The sequence below is a fragment of the Marinobacter shunpengi genome, assembly GCF_045449695.1.
In the GTDB taxonomy this organism is placed as follows: Bacteria; Pseudomonadota; Gammaproteobacteria; order Pseudomonadales; family Oleiphilaceae; genus Marinobacter.
In genome coordinates, this window is the sequence record NZ_JBJJKZ010000015.1 from 289,026 (window position 1) to 306,537 (window position 17,512).

The following is a 17,512-nucleotide window of genomic DNA, read 5'->3' on the forward strand; positions in this document are numbered from 1 at the left end:
CAGGTTGATTATGTCTGATGTGATGACGCCGGAAGCGGTATCCGATACACCGGCCAGCGAAGCCGAACGCAAGCGCAAGCTGGAGACGAACAAGCTCCAGAAGCGGTTGCGGCGGGAAACCGGGCAGGCCATCCAGGATTTCCGGATGATCGAATCCGGTGACCGGGTCATGGTGTGCCTGTCCGGGGGCAAGGATTCCTACACCATGCTGGATATCCTGATGAACCTGCAGAAGAGTGCCCCGGTGCCCTTCGAGCTGATTGCCGTCAACCTGGACCAGAAGCAGCCGGGCTTTCCCGAGCACGTGTTGCCTGAGTACCTGTCCGCCCTGGGGATCGAGTACCACATCATTGAGAAGGACACCTACAGCATCGTCAAGGAGAAGGTGCCTGAGGGTAAGACCACCTGCGGCCTGTGCTCGCGCCTGCGACGGGGTATCCTCTATAACTTCGCCGAGGAACAGGGCATCACCAAGATTGCCCTGGGCCACCACCGGGACGACCTGCTGGAAACCCTGTTCCTGAACATGTTCTACGGTGGCAAGATGAAGTCCATGCCGCCCAAGCTGTTCAGCGATGATGGCCGCAACACGGTGATTCGCCCTCTGGCCTACAGCCGGGAGAAGGACATCGCCCGCTATGCGGCATTGCGGGAATACCCGATCATTCCCTGCAACCTGTGCGGCTCCCAGGAGAACCTCCAGCGCCAGGTGGTCAAGGACATGCTCCAGCAGTGGGACAAACAGCATCCCGGTCGCATTGAGACCATGTTCCGCGCCATGTGCAATGTGGAGCCGTCGCACCTGGCGGACAACACCCTGTACGACTTCGAGAACGGACGCTCAATCGTCGGCGGGAAAGCCGAGCCGGTGCAGCAGGCCGCCGAGCCGGAGCGTGACTACGGTCGTCTGGATGTGCTGAACCTCTGACGTCGGGCCGGTCCTGCAGACCAGAAAGGGCGATCATCTGATCGCCCTTTTCGTATCCGGATGGTGGCCGGCGGCCCCGGGTCAGTTATTACCCCCGCCCCCGATCAGTTCCATCAGCCCGCCAATCATCTGGCTGATCAGGCCCAACTGGGTATTCAGCCCGTCCACGGTTTCCGACACGCTGTTGATCTGCAGGCCCAGGAACAGGGCCACCAGCACGAATACCACGGTGGTGAGCATCCACAACCGGCGGACCTTGCCCACCCGGTTCTCCAGTTCCTCCTGGAACTGGGCGTCCACCCGGGCCATGTGCTGCTTCATCGCGCGGATGTCCTCGTTGGCCTCCTCGTAGGCAATTTCAAGGGTGGACAGGCGCCCGGTCAGGCGGCGAAGGTAGGACTGGTCGGCTACGGTCTGGTAGGGGCTCAGCACCGGTGCCGCGAACTCGGGTTCATCGTCACTTTCCGCCAGGATGGTATCGATCATCTGGACCAGCTGTTCCCGCTCCACCTGCTTGCCGATGACACCGGCCGCGCCGTGGGCCTTGGCGTCCTGTATGTAGCGGTCGGCATTCTGGGAAGTGTACATGAACACCGGAATGTCCTTGCTCTCCGGGCGGCTCTTGAACTTCTCCAGGGCCTCGAAGCCGTTCATGCCCGGTAGCAGGTGATCCAGGAAGATCAGATCAAACTGCTCATGCTGAACCATGCTCAGGGCCTCTTCGGCCGAGCTGGCGCCCTTGCTGGTGAGGTCGGCTTTTTCCAGCAGCCGGGCGAGGATGATCCTGGCGGTGGAGGAATCATCAACAATGAGTGCGTTGCCACGGGGCATGGTGTTCTCCCTGTCTGTACGAGGGCCCTCGTATTGCCGCAGTGGGCGGCCTTGGCGGATCCTTGAGGGCTTGCCACACGTTAATTCCCGGTGACGGGCAATTCAAGTAGCCCGTCGCCAAATTGTGGCACAGGTCGGTGAATATGGCCCCGGTCCGATGGAGTCTCTTAAGACAGACGACGGGGCTCAGGGCAGCCAGATCTCGAATATCCCGCCGCCGAGCTCGCCGCCGTTGCGGAGTCTGATCTCGCCCCGCCGGTCACCGTTCTGGTGCAGGTGGGCGATGGCCGAGGCGAAATAGAGGCCCAGGCTGGTGGAGCCGGTGCTGAAGTCCGGCGCACGCCGCAGCGCGTCCGTGGCCCCCCGCATGTGGTCCGGGTAGCCGTTGCCGTCGTCCTCCACGCTGATTACCAACCAGCCGTCCTGCTCCCGGGCCGCCAGGCGGAGGCGGGAACGTGTGTAGCGAATGGCGTTGTTGAGTGTGCTGGTGATAATTCCGGCAACCAGTTCATCGTCGAAGAAGCCCACCGTATCGTCGTCTGCCAGGATCTCATGGCCGATGCCGTATCCGTCCAGCAGGGTTTCGTGGCGGGCGATCTGTTCGTGCAGGAAATCGGCTACATGCTGTTCGTCGCTGTGAGCGGACAGTTTGTGTTCGCCCAGGCGGTAGATGCCCAGCAACTGCACCAGGTCACTGTGGACCCGCTCGGCTTCGTACTGGAGGGTGTTCAGCCTGGGGTTCTCACCCTGAACCGCCTGCTGCTCCCCGCGGAGGTCTTCCAGGGTGCTGAGCAGCATGCCCAGGGAGTTCTTCATGTCATGCACCGCCGAGGCGATGACCATGGAGAAATCCGGCACCTTGATCTGACGCCGGTTGTCGTCGGTGGCTGAACGTGACGGGTCAGTCATTCAGGGTCTCCAGTTTCTTGCGCATCGCCTGGTAGCGGCGGTACTGACGATGTTGCGGGGGCAGGTTGTCCAGGGCATCCAGACATCTCCGGCACTGGGCCAGGGCATGATCACGGACAACCGTCGGGTCGCCGCTTTCCACCTGTTTCATTCGGATCTGGGTCAGGTTCAGGTTGAGGGCGGCGTGGCTGGGAACCACGTCCAGTGCCTGTTCGAAATGGCGTGCGGCGGCACCGAGCTCGCCCTTTTCATAGGCCTGTATGCCGTCCCGGTTGAGGGTGCGGGCCTGGAGACGCTGCTGCAGGCCCACCGGTTCGTCCATCAGGTTCTCGATCTGTTCGATAATGTCGCCCTGGCCCTCGAACCGCTGGGCCAGGGCGGCCAGTAGCTGTTCCGCCTCGCGATTCTGGCCGATGCGGTACATGGTCTTGGCCAGGTCGAGACCGGCGTCGGCGGACAGGGTGTCCTCCGGCAGGACGCTTCGGGCTTGCTCAAGGAATGACCGCGCCTTGTCGAGGTTGCCCCGTGCCGCCACGATACGGGCACGGACCAGCATGGTGCGGGGGCCGATGTCCGGCGCCTCCGGGAATTTGCGTTCCAGGTGCTTGAGAACCCGTATTGCTTCTTCCGCATACTCCTTGCCTTCGCCTGTGGGGTCGCCTTCACTCAGGTCGGTCAGTGATCGCCCCAGGGCCAGGTGATGGTCCGGGTGATCATGCACCGACCAGGTGCCGAGGCCAACGGTGCGGCGCCAGGCGTCGGTGGCCGTGTCCAGGTCCTGGTTCCGGGTGGCAAGCGCCGCCAGGTCCCGCTGCCGCAACAGGGCATTGGGGGACATTTCCGCAGCCCGCTGCAGGATTTTCTGGGCCTGGCCGGGCTTGCCGGTGCGTTTCAGGCTTTCCGCGAGCAGGTCATAGGCTTCCAGGTGATCCGGGTGATCGTCGATCAGCGATTTCAGGGCGGCTCCCGCCTCGTCGTGGAACCCCTCCGCCAGCAGTACGCGGGCCTTGCCCAGACGTGCCCAGGACAGGGCCCGTTGTCCCAGGATCTCGTCGTAGATCCTGCGGGCCTGGCCATAATCCCCCACCCGCACGTAGAGCTCCGCCAGGGTTTTGTAGATCCAGGAGCGGTGGCGCTGGTGGTGGGGCAGCAGTGCCAGGCATTGCTGGATGGCTTCCGGGTAGTCCTCCAGGTCCATCGCCCGGGTGATAGGCAGCAGGGCCTGTCGCCGTTCCACCAGGGCGCCCAGACGTTTGGCAAGCATGGCCTGGTTGATGGGCTTGGTCAGGTAGGCGTCGGGGTGGTACTCCCGGGCGCCCATGACCATCTCCCGGGACGTTTCCGCGGTGACCATCAGGAACAGCGAGGAGTGTTTCAGCAACCCGCGGTGCCGCAGTTCCTCCAGCACATGCTGGCCACTCTTGCCCTCGCCAAGGTTGTAGTTGCACAGGAGTACGTCGAACTGCTCGTAGGCACAGCGCTGGATGGCAACAGAGCCGTTATGCACTGGCTCGATCTTGTCCGCCCCCAGGGAACGCAACATCTGCCGCATGGAATTGCGGAAGTTCTCGAAGTCGTCGACGACCAGGAAGCGGAGTTTGCCGAAGTTGACTGGAGCGCCTGTTTCGCCGGATGAATTCATCATGAACGTTTCTTGATCAGTTTGTTGACCAGTGCCCGGAGTGCCGCCGGCTTCACTGGCTTATAGAGTACATGGTAGCCGCGATGGGCCGCATCTTCCCGGGCTTCCTCTCCAAGATAGCCGGTAATCAGTATGCCCGGAACCGGCTGGTCGAAGTCCTCCCTCAGGCTGTCCATGGCATCCAGGCCATTGCGGTCATCGTCAAGCTGGTAGTCCCCCAGCATGATGTCCGGGATTTCACCATTCAATGCCGTGCGAGCCTCTTCCAGGCTCAGGGCGGTGGTGGTACGGCAGTGCCAGTTGTCCAGCAGCGCCTGCATGCCTTCCAGGATGTGGGCATCGTTGTCGATACACAGTACGTGGAGCCCCTTGAGGGCCGACAGCCCCCGGCTGCCACTGCGGGGCGCCGCGGGTCTGGCCTGGCGCTTTTCCGGAGGCGCCAGGGGTACGGTGATGGTGAAGGTGCTGCCGCGACCCACCTGGGAATGCACGTTCACCGGGTGCCCCAGCATGCCGCTGATCCGGTCGACAATGGCCAGCCCCAGCCCGAGGCCTTTCTTGTCCCGGCCCTGGCGCAGGCGGCGGAACTCCTCGAAGATATGGGCCAGCTGGTCGTCGGGAATGCCGGGGCCGGTATCCCACACCTCAATTCGGATGTAGCCCTTGAGCCGCCGGCAGCCCAGCAGGATACGCCCGCCGTTTTCCGAGTACCGGATGGCGTTGGACAGGAAGTTCTGCACTACCCGGCGCAGCAGCTTGGCGTCGGAGGTAACCCAGGTGGAGCTGGGAACCACGGTCAGTGTCAGCTCCTGGTCGGCGGCAATGGCGCTGAACTCGGTGGCCAGGTGCCGCAGCATGTCGTTGACCGGGAAGCTGGTGATGTCCGGCTCCAGGGCGCCAGCATCCAGTTTGGATATATCCAGCAGGGTGCTGATGATTTCCTCGGCGGCGCCCAGGGAGCTGTCCAGGTGACTGGCCAGTTCCCGGGTCTCGTCGGTGATCACCTTGTTCTGCAGGGCCGAAGCGAACAGGCGGGCGGCGTTGAGCGGTTGCAACAGGTCGTGGCTGGCGGAGGCCAGGAAACGGGTTTTGCTCTGGTTGGCCTGTTCCGCCACCGACTTGGCCTTGAGCATCTGTTCGTTGATCACCTGCAGCTCCTGGGTACGCTCCTTGACCCGCTGCTCCAGGTAGATATTGGTCTCCTTGAGGGCCTGTTCGGTGCGGCGTATGGAGGTGATGTCCTGGAAGGTGGTGACATAGCCCCCGCCGGGAATCGGGCTGCCCTCGATCTTCAGCACCGTGCCGTCCGGGCGGTGTCGCTCGTAGGACATGGGCCGACCCTGTTTCATGGCGCTGCAGCGGTCGTCGATAATCTCGTCGATGCGACGGGCCGGCAGGTTGGCGCTGGTCAGGTTATAGCGCATCAGGTCCTGTATGGGGCGTCCGGTGCGGACGTAGCCCTTGGGGTAGGAGAACAGTTCCAGGTAGCGGCGGTTCCAGACCACCAGCTGTTGCTGGTGATTGACCACGGACACCCCCAGACTGAGGTTCTCGATGGCGGATTGCAACAGCTCCCGGCTGAAGGTCATGGCCTGGGAAGCCTCATCGACAATGCTGACCACATCCTCGATCTGCATGTCGCGGCCGGTGAGGGTGGACTCCAGCACCACCCGGGCCGTAGAAGCGCCGATCACCGACGCCAGCTGGCGCTCGATATAGCGCATCAGATGACTGCTGGCGGGGCGCTGGGGTGCCAGGCGCATGGCGTTGCGCCGTTCGTAGTTGGTGAACAGGGCCTCCGCCCGTTCTTCCCCCATGAACCGTTCCGCCAGGGCCTGCAGGTCGGCGGTGAGCACCTCACCCTGCCAGACCTGTTGCTGGGAGGTTTCCGCCCGGGGGTGGGGTTCGTGGAAGAAGGAGGCGATCTGGATCTTTTCCCGCACCCTCTGGCGGGTGGTCATGGACAACAGTACATAGACCAGGGTGTTGAGTCCCAGGGACCAGATGATGCCATGGCTGATCATGTCCAGTTCCAGGCCCAGCAGGGCGGTGGGGCGGGTCCAGCCCAGCCCCCACAGACCCTGGTCGATCAGGGTGTCGCCGACCCAGCCGGTGGACGCGAGGGCGGGAATCAGCAGGGTATAGCACCAGGTGGCAAACCCCAGGGCGAGGCCCCAGATGGCGCCGTTGTAGTTACCCCGACGCCAGATGATGCCACCGATCAGTGACGGCCCGAACTGGGCTGCAGCGGCGAATGACAGCAGACCGAAGGCCGTGAGGCTGTAGTCCGCCCCCGCCAGTCGGTAGAAGCCGTAGGCGGTCATCAGTACCAGGAAGATGGTGACCCGGCGGATGCTCAGCAGCAGTCGACTGAGGTCGGTCTGGCGGTTCATCCGCGGGCGGAAGAACTTGAGCAGCCCCGGCATCACGATCTCGTTACTGACCATGGTGGCAATGGCCACTGAACACACGATCACCATGGCGGCCGCCGCCGACCCGCCGCCCAGGAAGGCCAGGATGGCGAGCCAGGTCTGTTCCTCCAGGATGGGCAGGCTGAGGATCAGCATGTCCGGATTCACGTTGGCGGTGTCGCTGTGCAACAGGCCGGCAGCGGCAATCGGCAGTACAAAGGCACTGGCAATCAGCAGGTAGGCGGGCATCGCCCAGCGGGCGGTATTGAAATCCCGGTAGTCGGCGTTTTCCACCACCATCACATGAAACTGTCGTGGCAGGCACAGGATGGCCAGCATGGCGACAATGGTCTGGGTAATGAAGGCCGGCGCTTCCACGCCTTCCCAGGTAAGCTGGCCCACCAGATCCGCCTCCCGGACGTTGGCCAGCAGGTCACCAAAGCCTCCATACAGGCCGAAGCCGACGAACAGCCCCACCGCCACGAAGGCCACCAGTTTGATCACCGACTCGAAGGCCACGGCCTGGATCATGCCCCGGTGATGTTCGGTGGATTCCAGATGACGGGTACCAAACAGAACCGTGAACACCGCCAGCACCAGGGTGATATACCAGGCGGAATCACTCCAGGCCGCCTGATTGACGGCCTCACTGGCGCCATTCTCCGACAGCACGCTGAAGCCCAGGGAGATGGCCTTAAGCTGCAACGCGATGTAGGGCACACTGCCAATCAGCGCGAAGACGGCGATCAGTGCCGCCAGGGACTGGGACTTGCCATAGCGGGAGGCGATAAAGTCGGCAATGGAAGTGCTGTTACTGCGCTTGCTGATGTAGATGATCCGGCGCAACAGCGGGGTGCCGAACAGGAAGACCAGCAGCGGTCCCAGGTAGATGGGCAGGAATGCCAGCCCCTCCTGGGTGGCCCGGCCCACCGCGCCATAGAAGGTCCACGACGTGAAGTACACCGCCAGTGACAGGGCATAGACGTGTTGGCGGGCCAGTCTGTTGCGGTACAGGCCCGGGTGACGGTCGCCGGCCCAGGCAATGGCAAACAGCAGGGAGATGTAGGCAATGGAAATGACTACCAGTAGCCAGACACTGATCATCTCCGGTTACTCCCTGTTCAGCGGATTCAGTCGCATACTTCCTGCAGCAGGGTGTTGTCCGTGGCCAGCTTGCGCATCTGGTCGGTATCCGGGGAGCCGTCTTCGGCCAGGGCGACCAGTTCGCGGCTGGGGCAGTTCAGCAGCCAGGTGCCCTTGGAGACCCGCCCGCCGTAGGTCTGGCGGAAATGGTAAAGCTGGAAACGGGCCGTGTCGGTGTTGGCCGGATTGCGGCTGACGCTGCTTTCGTCCAGCACGGTAATGCGGTTGATCTGGGGAAAGAAAAAGCTCCACGGGCGCCAGAACTCCGCCTGTGATTCGGTGGCGACCACTATGGATTCCGCCGGCATACGGGCGGTCATCTGGTCGTACCAGTGGTATTCCATGTAGATCTGATAGCCCATCATGCCCAGGCCCGCAAACACCGGTATCAGCCAACGGGGTGCTTTCCTGGCGGTGGCGGTGCGGATGCCCATGGCGATGCCCGCGGCGGCAAAGCCACAGACGATGGTTGCAACTAGATTCCAGAACATAGTGTTTCCTCTGGGAGGCATCGACGCCCCCGGACCCGGGGTCCTGTGTTGGGGGATTGTCGGGGCCTGAAAAAAACGGGCCTCCTGAAAAGGAGGCCCGTCCTGGATCAACCCGTTCAGATTCGAGTCTGAATGCGGGACGTATTATGTCTTAGTGATCCAGTGCCTTGCCAGCACCGCGCGGATAGCGAACGCTTTCCACCAGTTCCTGGATTTCCACCGGCGGCTCCTCGGTGGCGTTGGACACCACGAAGGCCACGATGAAGTTCACCAGGGCACCCACGGCGCCGATGGACAGCGGGGAAATACCCAGTACCCAGGCGTCGGCGGTATCCGGCAGGTTATTGGTGCCGGGGATGAACAGCCAGCCCTTGTACACGAAGATGTACACCAGGGTGAAGCCCAGGCCGCACAGCATGCCGGCAACGGCCCCCTTGTTGTTCACCCGCTTGGAGAAGATACCCATCATCAGGGCGGGGAACAGGGATGCGGCGGCGATACCGAAGGCCAGTGCCACCACCTGTGCCGCGAACCCGGGTGGGTTGGCGCCAAGATAGGTGGCCACCACGATGGCTACCGCCATGGCGATACGGGCCGCCAGCAGTTCGCCTTTCTCCGTGATGTTGGGGTTAATGGCCCCCTTGATCAGGTCATGACTGATGGCGGACGAGATCGCCAGCAACAGACCCGCCGCCGTCGACAGGGCCGCTGCCAGACCGCCGGCGGCGATCAGGCCGATCACCCAGCCGGGCAGGTTGGCAATCTCCGGGTTCGCCAGTACCAGGATATCCCGGTTGTAGGAGAACTCGTTGCCTTCCCAGCCACGGGCCTGGGCCTCGTCGGCAAAGTCTGCGTTGGCGTCGTTGTAGTACTGGATGCGTCCGTCGCCGTTCTTGTCCTCATAGGTGATCAGACCGGTGACTTCCCACTCCTGGATCCACTGCGGACGCTCATCGTATTCGATGGGCTGTGCCGCCGGACCTTCCGGATAGATGGTGGTCATCAGGTTCAGGCGCGCCATGGAGGCAACCGCCGGGGCGGTCAGGTACAGCAGCGCGATGAACACCAGGGCCCAGCCGGCGGACCAGCGGGCGTCAGCCACCTTGGGTACGGTGAAGAAGCGGATGATAACGTGGGGTAGACCGGCGGTACCGATCATCAGCGACAGGGTGAACAGCACCATGTTGAGCTTGTTGTCCACGTCGGCGGTATAGGACGCAAAACCAAGGTCGGTGACGACCTGGTTCAGTTTGTCCAGGACCGGCATGCCGGACTGGGTGTGCTCGGAGAACATGGCCAGTGCCGGAATCGGGTTACCGGTCAGTTCAATGGCAATGAAGATCGCCGGAATGGTGTAGGCGATGATCAGCACACAGTACTGGGCCACCTGGGTGTAGGTGATGCCCTTCATACCACCGAGTACGGCGTAGATGAAGACCACCACGGCGGCAATCATCAGACCGGTGGTGGCGTCCACCTCCAGGAACCGGGAGAAGGCCACACCGGCACCGGCCATCTGACCGATAACGTAGGTGACCGAGGCCACGATCAGGCATACCACCGCCACCAGGCGGGCGTTACGGCTGTAGAACCGGTCGCCGATAAACTCCGGCACCGTGAACTTGCCGAACTTCCGCAGGTACGGAGCCAGCAGCATGGCCAGCAGCACGTAACCGCCGGTCCACCCCATGAGGAAGGTGGAGTTGGCGTAACCACCGGCGGCAATCAGGCCCGCCATGGAGATAAAGGATGCCGCTGACATCCAGTCCGCACCGATCGCGGCGCCGTTGGTGATCGGGTGAACACCGCCACCGGCCACGTAGAAATCGCTGGTGCTGCCAGCCTTGGCCCACACTGCGATGAGGATATACAGGAGGAACGAGCCCCCGACGAAAATGAGGTTAATCGCAAATTGACTCATCGGGTTAGTCCTCCTCGGCCAGACCGAATTGCTGATCCAGCTTGTTCATACGCCAGGCGTAGAAGAAGATCAGGGCAATAAAGGTCAGGATGGAGCCCTGCTGGGCAAACCAGAACCCGAGGTCGGTGCCGCCAACCGGAATGCCGGCGAGCACGGGGCGTAGCAGGATGGCGAAGCCGTAGGATACGAGGGCCCACACGATCAGGCATCCCAGTATCAGACGCAGGTTCGCCTTCCAGTACTGAACAGCATTGCTGCTTGCGTCAGACATAACAGGTCTCCTGTTTTGTTTTTGTAGGATTTAGACGCTTGTAGATTGGAGAAGAGAAAAAGCCAGTACGGCCAACGTCCCACCCTTTGCCGGTGGGGCCCTGACCGGACCTTTCCTTGTGATGCAACCAAGAGAGATTGTTGTTCACGGGTTATTCTCCTGCTGGTTACCATCACTGACTTTACCTGTCGGGAAGTTAATGGATATTGGCAAAAGGTCTAAGTAGGTCGCTATCGCACACAAGTCGTTGGTTGAAGGGGATTTACGGGGCTTCGGAAGAGGCCGCCGGGGGCGGTTTTCAGGCGTCTGTGAGAGGCGTGTCACATCCTGTGCAGGGTCTTCAGGTGCTGGTAGTAACGCAGTCTCTGGTGGAGATCGTCCAGGGTGACCACGCCCTGGCGGCGTGCCTCGCGGAAAGCGATCAGTGACAGCTCGGCGGTGGCCAGGGCATCGGCGGCGGCGTGGTGCCGGGCGGCGATATCCAGGTTGAAGTGCTCGACCCAGTGATCCAGTCGCTTGCAGCTCTCCCGGGCCTCAGGGAAGAAGGCTGGCATGAGTTCGGCCACGTCCACCCAGGTGTGTTGCTGGGTGTACCCCAGTTGTCGGCGCAGGGCCTTTTCCAGGAACTTGCGGTCGAAAGCCGAATGGAAGGCCAGGATCGGGTTGCCATTCATCCATTCCAGCAGGTGCAGCAATGCGTCCCGGGTTTCGTGACCTTTGGTCAGTGCCTCCGGACCGATGCCATGGATCAGCACCGTCTCGCGGATATCCAGTTCCGGGCGTCGGAGGATCAGGTCAAACTGGTCGGCAAGGGGGATGGCCAGCCGGTCGATGGTCACGGCACCAACAGCGATCACCCTGTCCTTCGCCGGGTTCAGGCCGGTCGTCTCCAGGTCCAGCACGATAAGCCGGAGATTCTCCAGGCGCTGGTCTCCGGCGGCCCGGGGCGCCGGCAGATGGCCCAGGTCGTGGTATTCCGCCGGCCCGGTGAGTTTGTCGTTGAGCCAGGTTTTCAGCTTGTCCAGCATGGTGACGGCGATCCTACAACTGATAGGTGACTTCCAGCTTCTGCTGGAGCCGCTGGGCCTGGCGGAAGGATTCCCGCAGGATACGCCGATCCAGGGGGTTGAGGTTGTCCGGGTTGATGTAGTTGGACAGCCCCTCCCCGTTCTTCAGCTGTTCCTGGTGGGCCCGCATGCGGATGGCCTGGATCAGGCTGTAAGCCTCCTGCCAGGCGTTGGCGTCCTTGTCGTCGAAGATCCCCTTTTTCACCAGTTCCGCCATGCGCTCCAGGGTGTTGGCGGCGGCCACACCATGGGCCAGGGCAAACACCCGCACCGCTTCCACGAACGGGGCCAGGCCCTGGCGTTTCAGGTCCAGGCTGCGGCGGTCGCCATCCGGAGCATAACGGAAGCCCCGGAAGATGTTCAGTGGCGGCTTCCGTTGCAGGGCGTTACCCGCCAGCATTTTCTGGAACAGGGCGTTCTTGCGGATACGGGTAAGCACCAGGTCCAGCAGGTCGTTCAGGGGCTCCATGGGGCCGAACACCGCCCGCATGTCCAGGAAAATGGAGGAATACACCAGGTTCTGGGGCGTGGAGGCGTCGATAAACCTCAGAAACCAGTCATCCCACTCCTCGATACTCAGGCACAGCCTGGGATTACTGGCCATGATATTGCCCTTGCACCAGGTGAATCCGCATTGTGCCAGTTCCCTGTTGACGGTCTCGGCAAAGGGCAGCAGTTTCTCCCGCACCTGGTCCGGGGTCATGCCTTCCGGTGTGGTGAAGAGAATGCCGTTGTCCTGGTCGGTCAGCAGGGTCTGTTCCTGGCGGCCCTCGCTGCCGAAGGTCAGCCAGGTGAAGGGAATGCCCGGGTCACGGGTTTTCAGGTTCAGCTCCAGTACCCGGCGCACGGTGATGTCGTTAAGGGTGGTGATGATCTTCACCACCTGCCCGGAATCGGCGCCATGGGCCAGCATGGCATCCACCAGCCTGGACACATCGTTCCTCAGGGTTATCAGGGTCTGGAGATGGGTGGCCGTGCCGATGGCCCGGGCCAGGTGGACCAGGTCGACCCGCTGCAGGGCGAACAGGTCCCGCTCCGACACCACGCCAATCAGGCAATCCTCGTCGTCCACCACGCAGATGTGGGCAAAGTGATGCTCCGCCATGAGCATGGCCGCCTCAAAGGCATCGGCACTGGCCGGCAGCCGGTGGGGGTTGGCAGTCATTACCTGGCCGATGGGTGTCTCCAGGGAGCAACGTTCGTCCGCCACCAGTGAGCGCAAGTCTCGTAACGTAAAGATACCCGTGGGATGGCGCTGGTTATCGGTGATGATAATGCTGCCCACGCTGTTGTCATGCATGCGGGCTACGGCCTTGCGCACCGGCAGGTCCGGCGAGCAGACAATCGGGTTGCGCAGTGCATAGCGCTCCAGGGGCGTGTCCAGGGAGTTGGAGGAGCCCAGCGATGCCATGGCGCCGGACTGGATGCGCTGGTTGACCTGGTCAAGCAGGCTGCTGACGCCCCGCAGGCAGAAGTCCCGGAAGCTGTCGCTCTCGGAGAACAGGGTGACAAAGTGCTGGTGATCCAGGGACAGGCAGAAGGTATCGCCGGAGGCACGGTGCAGGGTCTGGGTGGGGCGCTCCCCGATCAGCGCCGCCAGTGGGAAGCATTCACCCCGGCTGATCTCGAAGGTGGTTTCCGGTTCGCCGGTCTTGGTGTTGATCCGCTCGCCCCGGATACGCCCCTGCTTGACCACGTTGAAGGTCCTGACCGGTCCGTCCTCCGGCGACAGGACCGTATCGCCATCGGCAAAGAACTGAAGGCTGGCGTGTTCGGCGAACAGGGCCAGGTGACCGTCGTCCATGCCGGAGAAAGGGGCGTGTTCCCGGAGGAAGGCCATGATTGACCGGGTGTTCTGGGGTAATGTGGCTTCCTGGTCCTGGGTCATGAACTCTGCACTCTTGTTATTGTCTATAGGAACTGGTCCAGTGGCGGCTTTGGGCAGTGTAACCCAATATGTGACGTTTCAGCGTCGGCCTTTGGTCGTATTATAACCAGCCAGGGTGCTGAACCGCTTATCATCGTCCGTTGTCGCTTTATGCCCCGGAGGGCCGGTGGTAAAGTGCCGGTTGAATCGAGCTCACCCTGAACCAGTACCATGACGTCAAAAGATGAGCGACTGCTGTTCCTGGAACAGATGAAAGATGTCCGCCGTATCCGGCGGCCGAACCGGGCGGAGGTGTCCACCCCGAAGGAACTGACGCCGGGTCACCTGGAACGTCAGCGGGCCGCCGTTGATGCCCGGGTCCGGGATGCCAATCCGCTGACGGCCTCGGATGTGGACCCCCTGACCGCCCACGACATCCTGAGCTGGCAACGGCCCGGTATCCAGCATGGTGTGTTTCGCAAGCTCAGGCTGGGGCAGTACCCCATCGAGGCCCGCCTGGACCTGCACCGGATGACGGTGGAGGAGGCCCGGCGGGAGGTGTTCGGTTTCGTGAAGGATTGCGTGCGCTATGGGTTGCGTTCGGTGATCATCCTGCACGGCAAGGGCGAGCGTAATCCCGACGGCATCGCCCAGCTCAAGAGTTACCTGGCCCGATGGCTGCCGGAGCTGGACGAGGTCCTGGCCTTTCATTCGGCCCAGAAGCATCATGGTGGCACCGGTGCGGTCTACGTCATGGTGCGCAAGAGTGATCAGCAGAAACAGCGCAACCGGGAAATACACGGGGCGCGATAGTCATTGACCAATGAGGTGAGAGTGGCATGAGAAAGCTGTTTGTAGTGGTTTTGGCGGCGATTGCACTGGCCGGCTGTCAGGGCCGTGCCATCTGGAATGACAACGGCAAGGTCGAGGAGGCCACGTCCGACCGCGAGGTGTGGGATGATAACGGCGAACTGGAGGATGCCACCACCAATCGCGAGGTCTGGGACTCCAACGGCAAGATGGATACCGATGGCCGCAAGATCTGGAACGATTCCGAAGGCAATCCGGTAGTCCAGTGACCAGCGCCTTTGACCTTGCCCGCTACAGTCGGGCAGCCCGGGAAATCTGCGAGGCGGGTGCTTTCCTGTACCAGCAGGGATGGTCCCCGGCCACCAGCAGCAATTATTCCAGTCGTATCGGCGATGGCCATGTGGCCATTACGGTGTCCGGTCGCCACAAGGGCCAGTTGACCGAGGCCGATGTCATGGTGGTGGACCTGGCCGGTGCACCGGTCCAGAGCGACAGCCGGCCATCGGCGGAAACCCTGCTGCATACCGTGATCTATCGGGACCGGCCGGACATCGGCGCAGTACTGCATACTCATTCGGTGAAGGCCACGGTGCTGAGCCGGCTGGTCAGTGAGGGCGATGCCCTTATACTGAAAGACTACGAGTTGCAGAAGGCCTTCGCTGGCGTCGATACCCACGAGGGCCAGGTGGTGGTGCCGGTGTTTGCCAATACCCAGGACATTCCGGCCCTGGCGGCAGAGGCCGGGCAGTGGCTGGCGGAGAATCCCGGCCAGCCGGGTTACCTGATCCGGGGCCATGGCCTCTATACCTGGGGCCGGGACATGAACGAATGCCTGCGCCATGTGGAGGCGTTTGAATTCCTGTTTGAATGTGAACTTGAAACCATGAGGGTCCGCGGATGACGACGCTGAGCATCTTTCACCAGAACCAGCCGGACACCCCCGAGCAGGTGGTGGAGAATCCCGCTGAGATTGCCCGGCTGCTGGGCGAGCAGGGCATACGCTTCGAGCGCTGGCCGACCCGAGCATTGCCCGCCGATGCCAGCCAGGACGATATCCTCGAGGCCTATACCGACGAGGTGGAACACCTTAAGCGGGAAGGTGGGTTTGCCACCGCCGATGTGGTCAGCCTGACGGCGGACAACCCCCAGAAGGAAGCCTTCCGCCAGAAGTTCCTGGATGAACACACCCACAGCGAGGACGAGGTGCGTTTCTTCGTGCGGGGGCAGGGGCTTTTCTACCTTCACCTGGGCGACCGGGTCTATGCCGTGCTTTGCCGCAGGAACGACCTGATCAGCGTGCCCCATGGCACCCGCCACTGGTTTGATATGGGCCCCGAACCGGAATTCACCTGCATCCGGCTGTTTACCAACCCGGAAGGATGGGTGGCGGAATTTACCGGGGAAGACATTGCCAATCGTCTGCCCCGTTATGAGCGTCTTGCCGGAGCCGCATGATGATTCGCGTGATCCTGACCGACATCGAGGGCACCACCAGCTCCATTGCCTTTGTGCATGAGGTGCTGTTTCCCTACGCCCGTGAACATATGGGTGAGTTCGTCCGCGACTGGCGGCACGAGGATCCAGCCGTGGGGGAGCAGCTTGACGAGGTGGCCCGGGTGTCCGGTTGCGAGCGTGATGATATCGACGGCCTGGTCCGCACCCTGGAGCAGTGGATTGACGGGGATCGCAAGGAAACCAGCCTGAAGACCCTGCAGGGCATGCTGTGGGAGCAGGGCTACCAGCATGGCGATTTTGATGGCCATGTCTATCCGGATGCCGCCGAATACCTCCGCTTCTGGCATGACCGGGGCCTCCGCCTGTATGTGTATTCGTCCGGGTCGGTCAAGGCGCAGAAGCTGATTTTCGGGTTTTCCAACGAGGGTGACCTGACCCCCTTCTTCAGCGGCTACTTCGATACCAACGTTGGTGGCAAGAAGGAAGCGACCTCCTACCACAACATTGTTGACCAGCTGGGCGTTGAGCCGGCAACTGTGCTGTTCCTGTCTGATGTGGAGGCGGAGCTGGAAGCCGCCGAGGCCGCCGGGCTTCAGACCTGCTGGCTGGTCCGGGACGGGGACCTGCCGGAGACAGTGGCGCGCCCCGTGGCCCGGGATTTCTGTGAGGTTGATGGATTGCTGCTACCCCATCACTAGGAACCAGCAACGGTTTATCCGGAGTCTGGTTCTGCTCCTGGCCCTCCTGACACTGGCGGGCTGCAACCCGTTCGGTGCCCCGGAATCCATGATGGACGAGTACGTGGAGAGGACCGCCCGCGTACTGGACCAATCTTACGAACTCTCCCCCATTCCCGCTACCGACCCATTGCCCAGGCGCCGTGACCGGATCCTGGACATGCCTGGGGTAGAGCTGGGCATGCTGGATTTCCTGTCCCTGTTCGGCTGTGAGCTGCAGGTGGTGGCCGGGGAGCGGGCCTCAGTGCTGGGGCGGGTCATGCAGCCCGCCAACCGCCTGCGCTATGAGGTCCGGTTCATCGAAACCGCCGGCGACTGCCTGCCGGAGATTGCCGACGACACCCTGCGGGACGAGGTGGCGCAGGCGGTGGAGAGCAAGCGGGGGTCACTGCCCATCGCGGTATGGAACGCCACCTGGGGCGTGGAGGAGGTGGAGGGCCTGTTCACCCGCACCGAAGGGCCTTATCCCCTGGCACCGGAAACCGGGATCACCAACCTGGCGACGGACCTGAAAACCCTGAACACCATGCTGATGCCCCTGCTGCAAGGTAATACCGACGTTGACCTGGAGCCGTTGGGGGCCATCCACCAGCAATGGCAGGCCCACCAGGCCGCCGGCCAGTTGATCCTCAGCGCCCGCCTGCTGACCACCCGCCTGGACGACGCCAGCGACGTCATCGAGTCCCGTCTTCAGGGGCGCCCCCTGTGCCTGGACGGCAAGCCCAACAACCAGTCGGACATTGTCCAGGGGATGTTCTTCAGCGTGTTTATCGAGCGGGTACAGCCCTATCTTGCGCAGGTGCGCCGGGGCCGCGATGACATCATCCGCCCCCTGGCGAAGTTGGCGGAACGGCAGCAGTCGGTCATGCCGGACAGCTTCCGGCCATGGTATGAACGTTACCTGAGGCTGGACGGTGATTCGCTATGGGCCGAGCTGGATGCCAGCCAGCAGCGGCATATCGAGCTGTGGCAGCGGCAGTTGGAGCAGTGTGGATTGCGGCCCGGGGCCTGAACGCTCGGAGGTCATAC

The 17,512-nt window shown here is 62.4% G+C and carries 16 protein-coding genes; 7 read left to right on the forward strand and 9 right to left on the reverse strand.

All coding sequences use genetic code 11. The annotated features are described in order from the left end of the window. Nucleotides 1-22 precede the first annotated feature (22 nt). Nucleotides 23-928, forward strand: a complete 906-nt coding sequence (ttcA, locus tag ACJO2E_RS13590; RefSeq protein ID WP_406964781.1) for a tRNA 2-thiocytidine(32) synthetase TtcA — start codon at nucleotides 23-25, stop codon at nucleotides 926-928. Nucleotides 929-1,009: 81 nt separating this feature from the next. Here ttcA and ACJO2E_RS13595 read toward each other — a convergent pair whose 3' ends face one another. From ACJO2E_RS13595 to ACJO2E_RS13635, 9 genes are all read right to left on the reverse strand, one after another. Next, on the reverse strand, nucleotides 1,010-1,759 hold the full coding sequence (locus ACJO2E_RS13595; RefSeq protein ID WP_406964517.1) for a response regulator: 750 nt from the start codon (nucleotides 1,757-1,759) through the stop codon (nucleotides 1,010-1,012). A gap of 186 nt (nucleotides 1,760-1,945) precedes the next feature. Next, the gene (locus ACJO2E_RS13600) at nucleotides 1,946-2,668 is read right to left on the reverse strand and encodes a sensor histidine kinase (RefSeq protein WP_406964519.1); all 723 of its coding nucleotides are present in this window, start codon (nucleotides 2,666-2,668) and stop codon (nucleotides 1,946-1,948) included. After that, complete coding sequence (locus tag ACJO2E_RS13605) at nucleotides 2,661-4,313, reverse strand: tetratricopeptide repeat protein (RefSeq protein WP_406964520.1); 1,653 nt, start codon at nucleotides 4,311-4,313, stop codon at nucleotides 2,661-2,663. Before ACJO2E_RS13605 ends, ACJO2E_RS13600 begins: the two co-directional genes overlap by 8 nt. After that, nucleotides 4,310-7,825: a PAS domain-containing hybrid sensor histidine kinase/response regulator gene (locus ACJO2E_RS13610; RefSeq protein ID WP_406964521.1), complete on the reverse strand. Its 3,516-nt coding sequence runs from the start codon at nucleotides 7,823-7,825 to the stop codon at nucleotides 4,310-4,312. Before ACJO2E_RS13610 ends, ACJO2E_RS13605 begins: the two co-directional genes overlap by 4 nt. A gap of 26 nt (nucleotides 7,826-7,851) precedes the next feature. After that, a complete protein-coding gene (locus tag ACJO2E_RS13615) occupies nucleotides 7,852-8,355 on the reverse strand; it encodes a hypothetical protein (RefSeq protein WP_406964522.1) in 504 nt (167 codons plus the stop codon). A gap of 151 nt (nucleotides 8,356-8,506) precedes the next feature. Next, entirely contained in the window at nucleotides 8,507-10,276 is a 1,770-nt protein-coding gene (locus tag ACJO2E_RS13620; protein ID WP_406964524.1) for a sodium:solute symporter family protein, read from the reverse strand. Nucleotides 10,277-10,280: 4 nt separating this feature from the next. Next, nucleotides 10,281-10,547, reverse strand: coding sequence for a DUF4212 domain-containing protein (locus ACJO2E_RS13625; protein WP_406964525.1), 267 nt, complete (start codon nucleotides 10,545-10,547; stop codon nucleotides 10,281-10,283). Between the two features lie 320 nt (nucleotides 10,548-10,867). Further along, nucleotides 10,868-11,575 carry a 3'-5' exonuclease gene (locus ACJO2E_RS13630; protein ID WP_406964527.1) on the reverse strand — a complete coding sequence of 236 codons (708 nt, stop codon included), beginning with the start codon at nucleotides 11,573-11,575 and terminating at the stop codon, nucleotides 10,868-10,870. 13 nt (nucleotides 11,576-11,588) lie between these two features. Beyond that, nucleotides 11,589-13,502, reverse strand: a complete 1,914-nt coding sequence (locus tag ACJO2E_RS13635) for a putative nucleotidyltransferase substrate binding domain-containing protein (protein ID WP_406964529.1) — start codon at nucleotides 13,500-13,502, stop codon at nucleotides 11,589-11,591. A 210-nt stretch (nucleotides 13,503-13,712) separates the two neighbouring features. On the opposite strand from ACJO2E_RS13635, the gene smrA reads away from it, so the two are divergent. From smrA to ACJO2E_RS13665, 6 genes are read left to right on the forward strand one after another with little or no spacing between them, the layout of a single operon-like run. After that, nucleotides 13,713-14,294, forward strand: a complete 582-nt coding sequence (gene smrA / locus ACJO2E_RS13640; RefSeq protein WP_406964531.1) for a DNA endonuclease SmrA — start codon at nucleotides 13,713-13,715, stop codon at nucleotides 14,292-14,294. Between the two features lie 26 nt (nucleotides 14,295-14,320). After that, entirely contained in the window at nucleotides 14,321-14,560 is a 240-nt protein-coding gene (locus ACJO2E_RS13645; RefSeq protein WP_406964532.1) for a lipoprotein, read from the forward strand. Continuing rightward, the gene (locus ACJO2E_RS13650) at nucleotides 14,557-15,192 is read left to right on the forward strand and encodes a methylthioribulose 1-phosphate dehydratase (RefSeq protein WP_406964533.1); all 636 of its coding nucleotides are present in this window, start codon (nucleotides 14,557-14,559) and stop codon (nucleotides 15,190-15,192) included. The genes ACJO2E_RS13645 and ACJO2E_RS13650 overlap by 4 nt, the downstream gene beginning before the upstream one ends. Further along, on the forward strand, nucleotides 15,189-15,746 hold the full coding sequence (locus tag ACJO2E_RS13655; protein ID WP_406964535.1) for a 1,2-dihydroxy-3-keto-5-methylthiopentene dioxygenase: 558 nt from the start codon (nucleotides 15,189-15,191) through the stop codon (nucleotides 15,744-15,746). Before ACJO2E_RS13650 ends, ACJO2E_RS13655 begins: the two co-directional genes overlap by 4 nt. Continuing rightward, nucleotides 15,746-16,444 carry an acireductone synthase gene (gene mtnC / locus ACJO2E_RS13660; protein ID WP_406964782.1) on the forward strand — a complete coding sequence of 233 codons (699 nt, stop codon included), beginning with the start codon at nucleotides 15,746-15,748 and terminating at the stop codon, nucleotides 16,442-16,444. Before ACJO2E_RS13655 ends, mtnC begins: the two co-directional genes overlap by 1 nt. Beyond that, the gene (locus ACJO2E_RS13665) at nucleotides 16,419-17,495 is read left to right on the forward strand and encodes a DUF3080 domain-containing protein (RefSeq protein WP_406964536.1); all 1,077 of its coding nucleotides are present in this window, start codon (nucleotides 16,419-16,421) and stop codon (nucleotides 17,493-17,495) included. The genes mtnC and ACJO2E_RS13665 overlap by 26 nt, the downstream gene beginning before the upstream one ends. The last annotated feature ends 17 nt before the right edge of the window (nucleotides 17,496-17,512 follow it).

What these genes read in the sequence shown, in the direction of transcription:
- ACJO2E_RS13655 (WP_406964535.1), top strand. Translation starts at nt 15,189, where the DNA reads ATGACGACGCTGAGCATCTTTCACCAGAACCAGCCGGACACCCCCGAG.
- mtnC (WP_406964782.1), top strand. Translation starts at nt 15,746, where the DNA reads ATGATTCGCGTGATCCTGACCGACATCGAGGGCACCACCAGCTCCATT.
- ACJO2E_RS13605 (WP_406964520.1), bottom strand. Translation starts at nt 4,313, where the DNA reads ATGATGAATTCATCCGGCGAAACAGGCGCTCCAGTCAACTTCGGCAAA.
- ACJO2E_RS13665 (WP_406964536.1), top strand. Translation starts at nt 16,419, where the DNA reads ATGGATTGCTGCTACCCCATCACTAGGAACCAGCAACGGTTTATCCGG.
- ACJO2E_RS13600 (WP_406964519.1), bottom strand. Translation starts at nt 2,668, where the DNA reads ATGACTGACCCGTCACGTTCAGCCACCGACGACAACCGGCGTCAGATC.
- smrA (WP_406964531.1), top strand. Translation starts at nt 13,713, where the DNA reads ATGACGTCAAAAGATGAGCGACTGCTGTTCCTGGAACAGATGAAAGAT.
- ACJO2E_RS13610 (WP_406964521.1), bottom strand. Translation starts at nt 7,825, where the DNA reads ATGATCAGTGTCTGGCTACTGGTAGTCATTTCCATTGCCTACATCTCC.
- ACJO2E_RS13595 (WP_406964517.1), bottom strand. Translation starts at nt 1,759, where the DNA reads ATGCCCCGTGGCAACGCACTCATTGTTGATGATTCCTCCACCGCCAGG.
- ACJO2E_RS13630 (WP_406964527.1), bottom strand. Translation starts at nt 11,575, where the DNA reads ATGCTGGACAAGCTGAAAACCTGGCTCAACGACAAACTCACCGGGCCG.
- ttcA (WP_406964781.1), top strand. Translation starts at nt 23, where the DNA reads ATGACGCCGGAAGCGGTATCCGATACACCGGCCAGCGAAGCCGAACGC.
- ACJO2E_RS13645 (WP_406964532.1), top strand. Translation starts at nt 14,321, where the DNA reads ATGAGAAAGCTGTTTGTAGTGGTTTTGGCGGCGATTGCACTGGCCGGC.
- ACJO2E_RS13635 (WP_406964529.1), bottom strand. Translation starts at nt 13,502, where the DNA reads ATGACCCAGGACCAGGAAGCCACATTACCCCAGAACACCCGGTCAATC.
- ACJO2E_RS13625 (WP_406964525.1), bottom strand. Translation starts at nt 10,547, where the DNA reads ATGTCTGACGCAAGCAGCAATGCTGTTCAGTACTGGAAGGCGAACCTG.
- ACJO2E_RS13615 (WP_406964522.1), bottom strand. Translation starts at nt 8,355, where the DNA reads ATGTTCTGGAATCTAGTTGCAACCATCGTCTGTGGCTTTGCCGCCGCG.
- ACJO2E_RS13620 (WP_406964524.1), bottom strand. Translation starts at nt 10,276, where the DNA reads ATGAGTCAATTTGCGATTAACCTCATTTTCGTCGGGGGCTCGTTCCTC.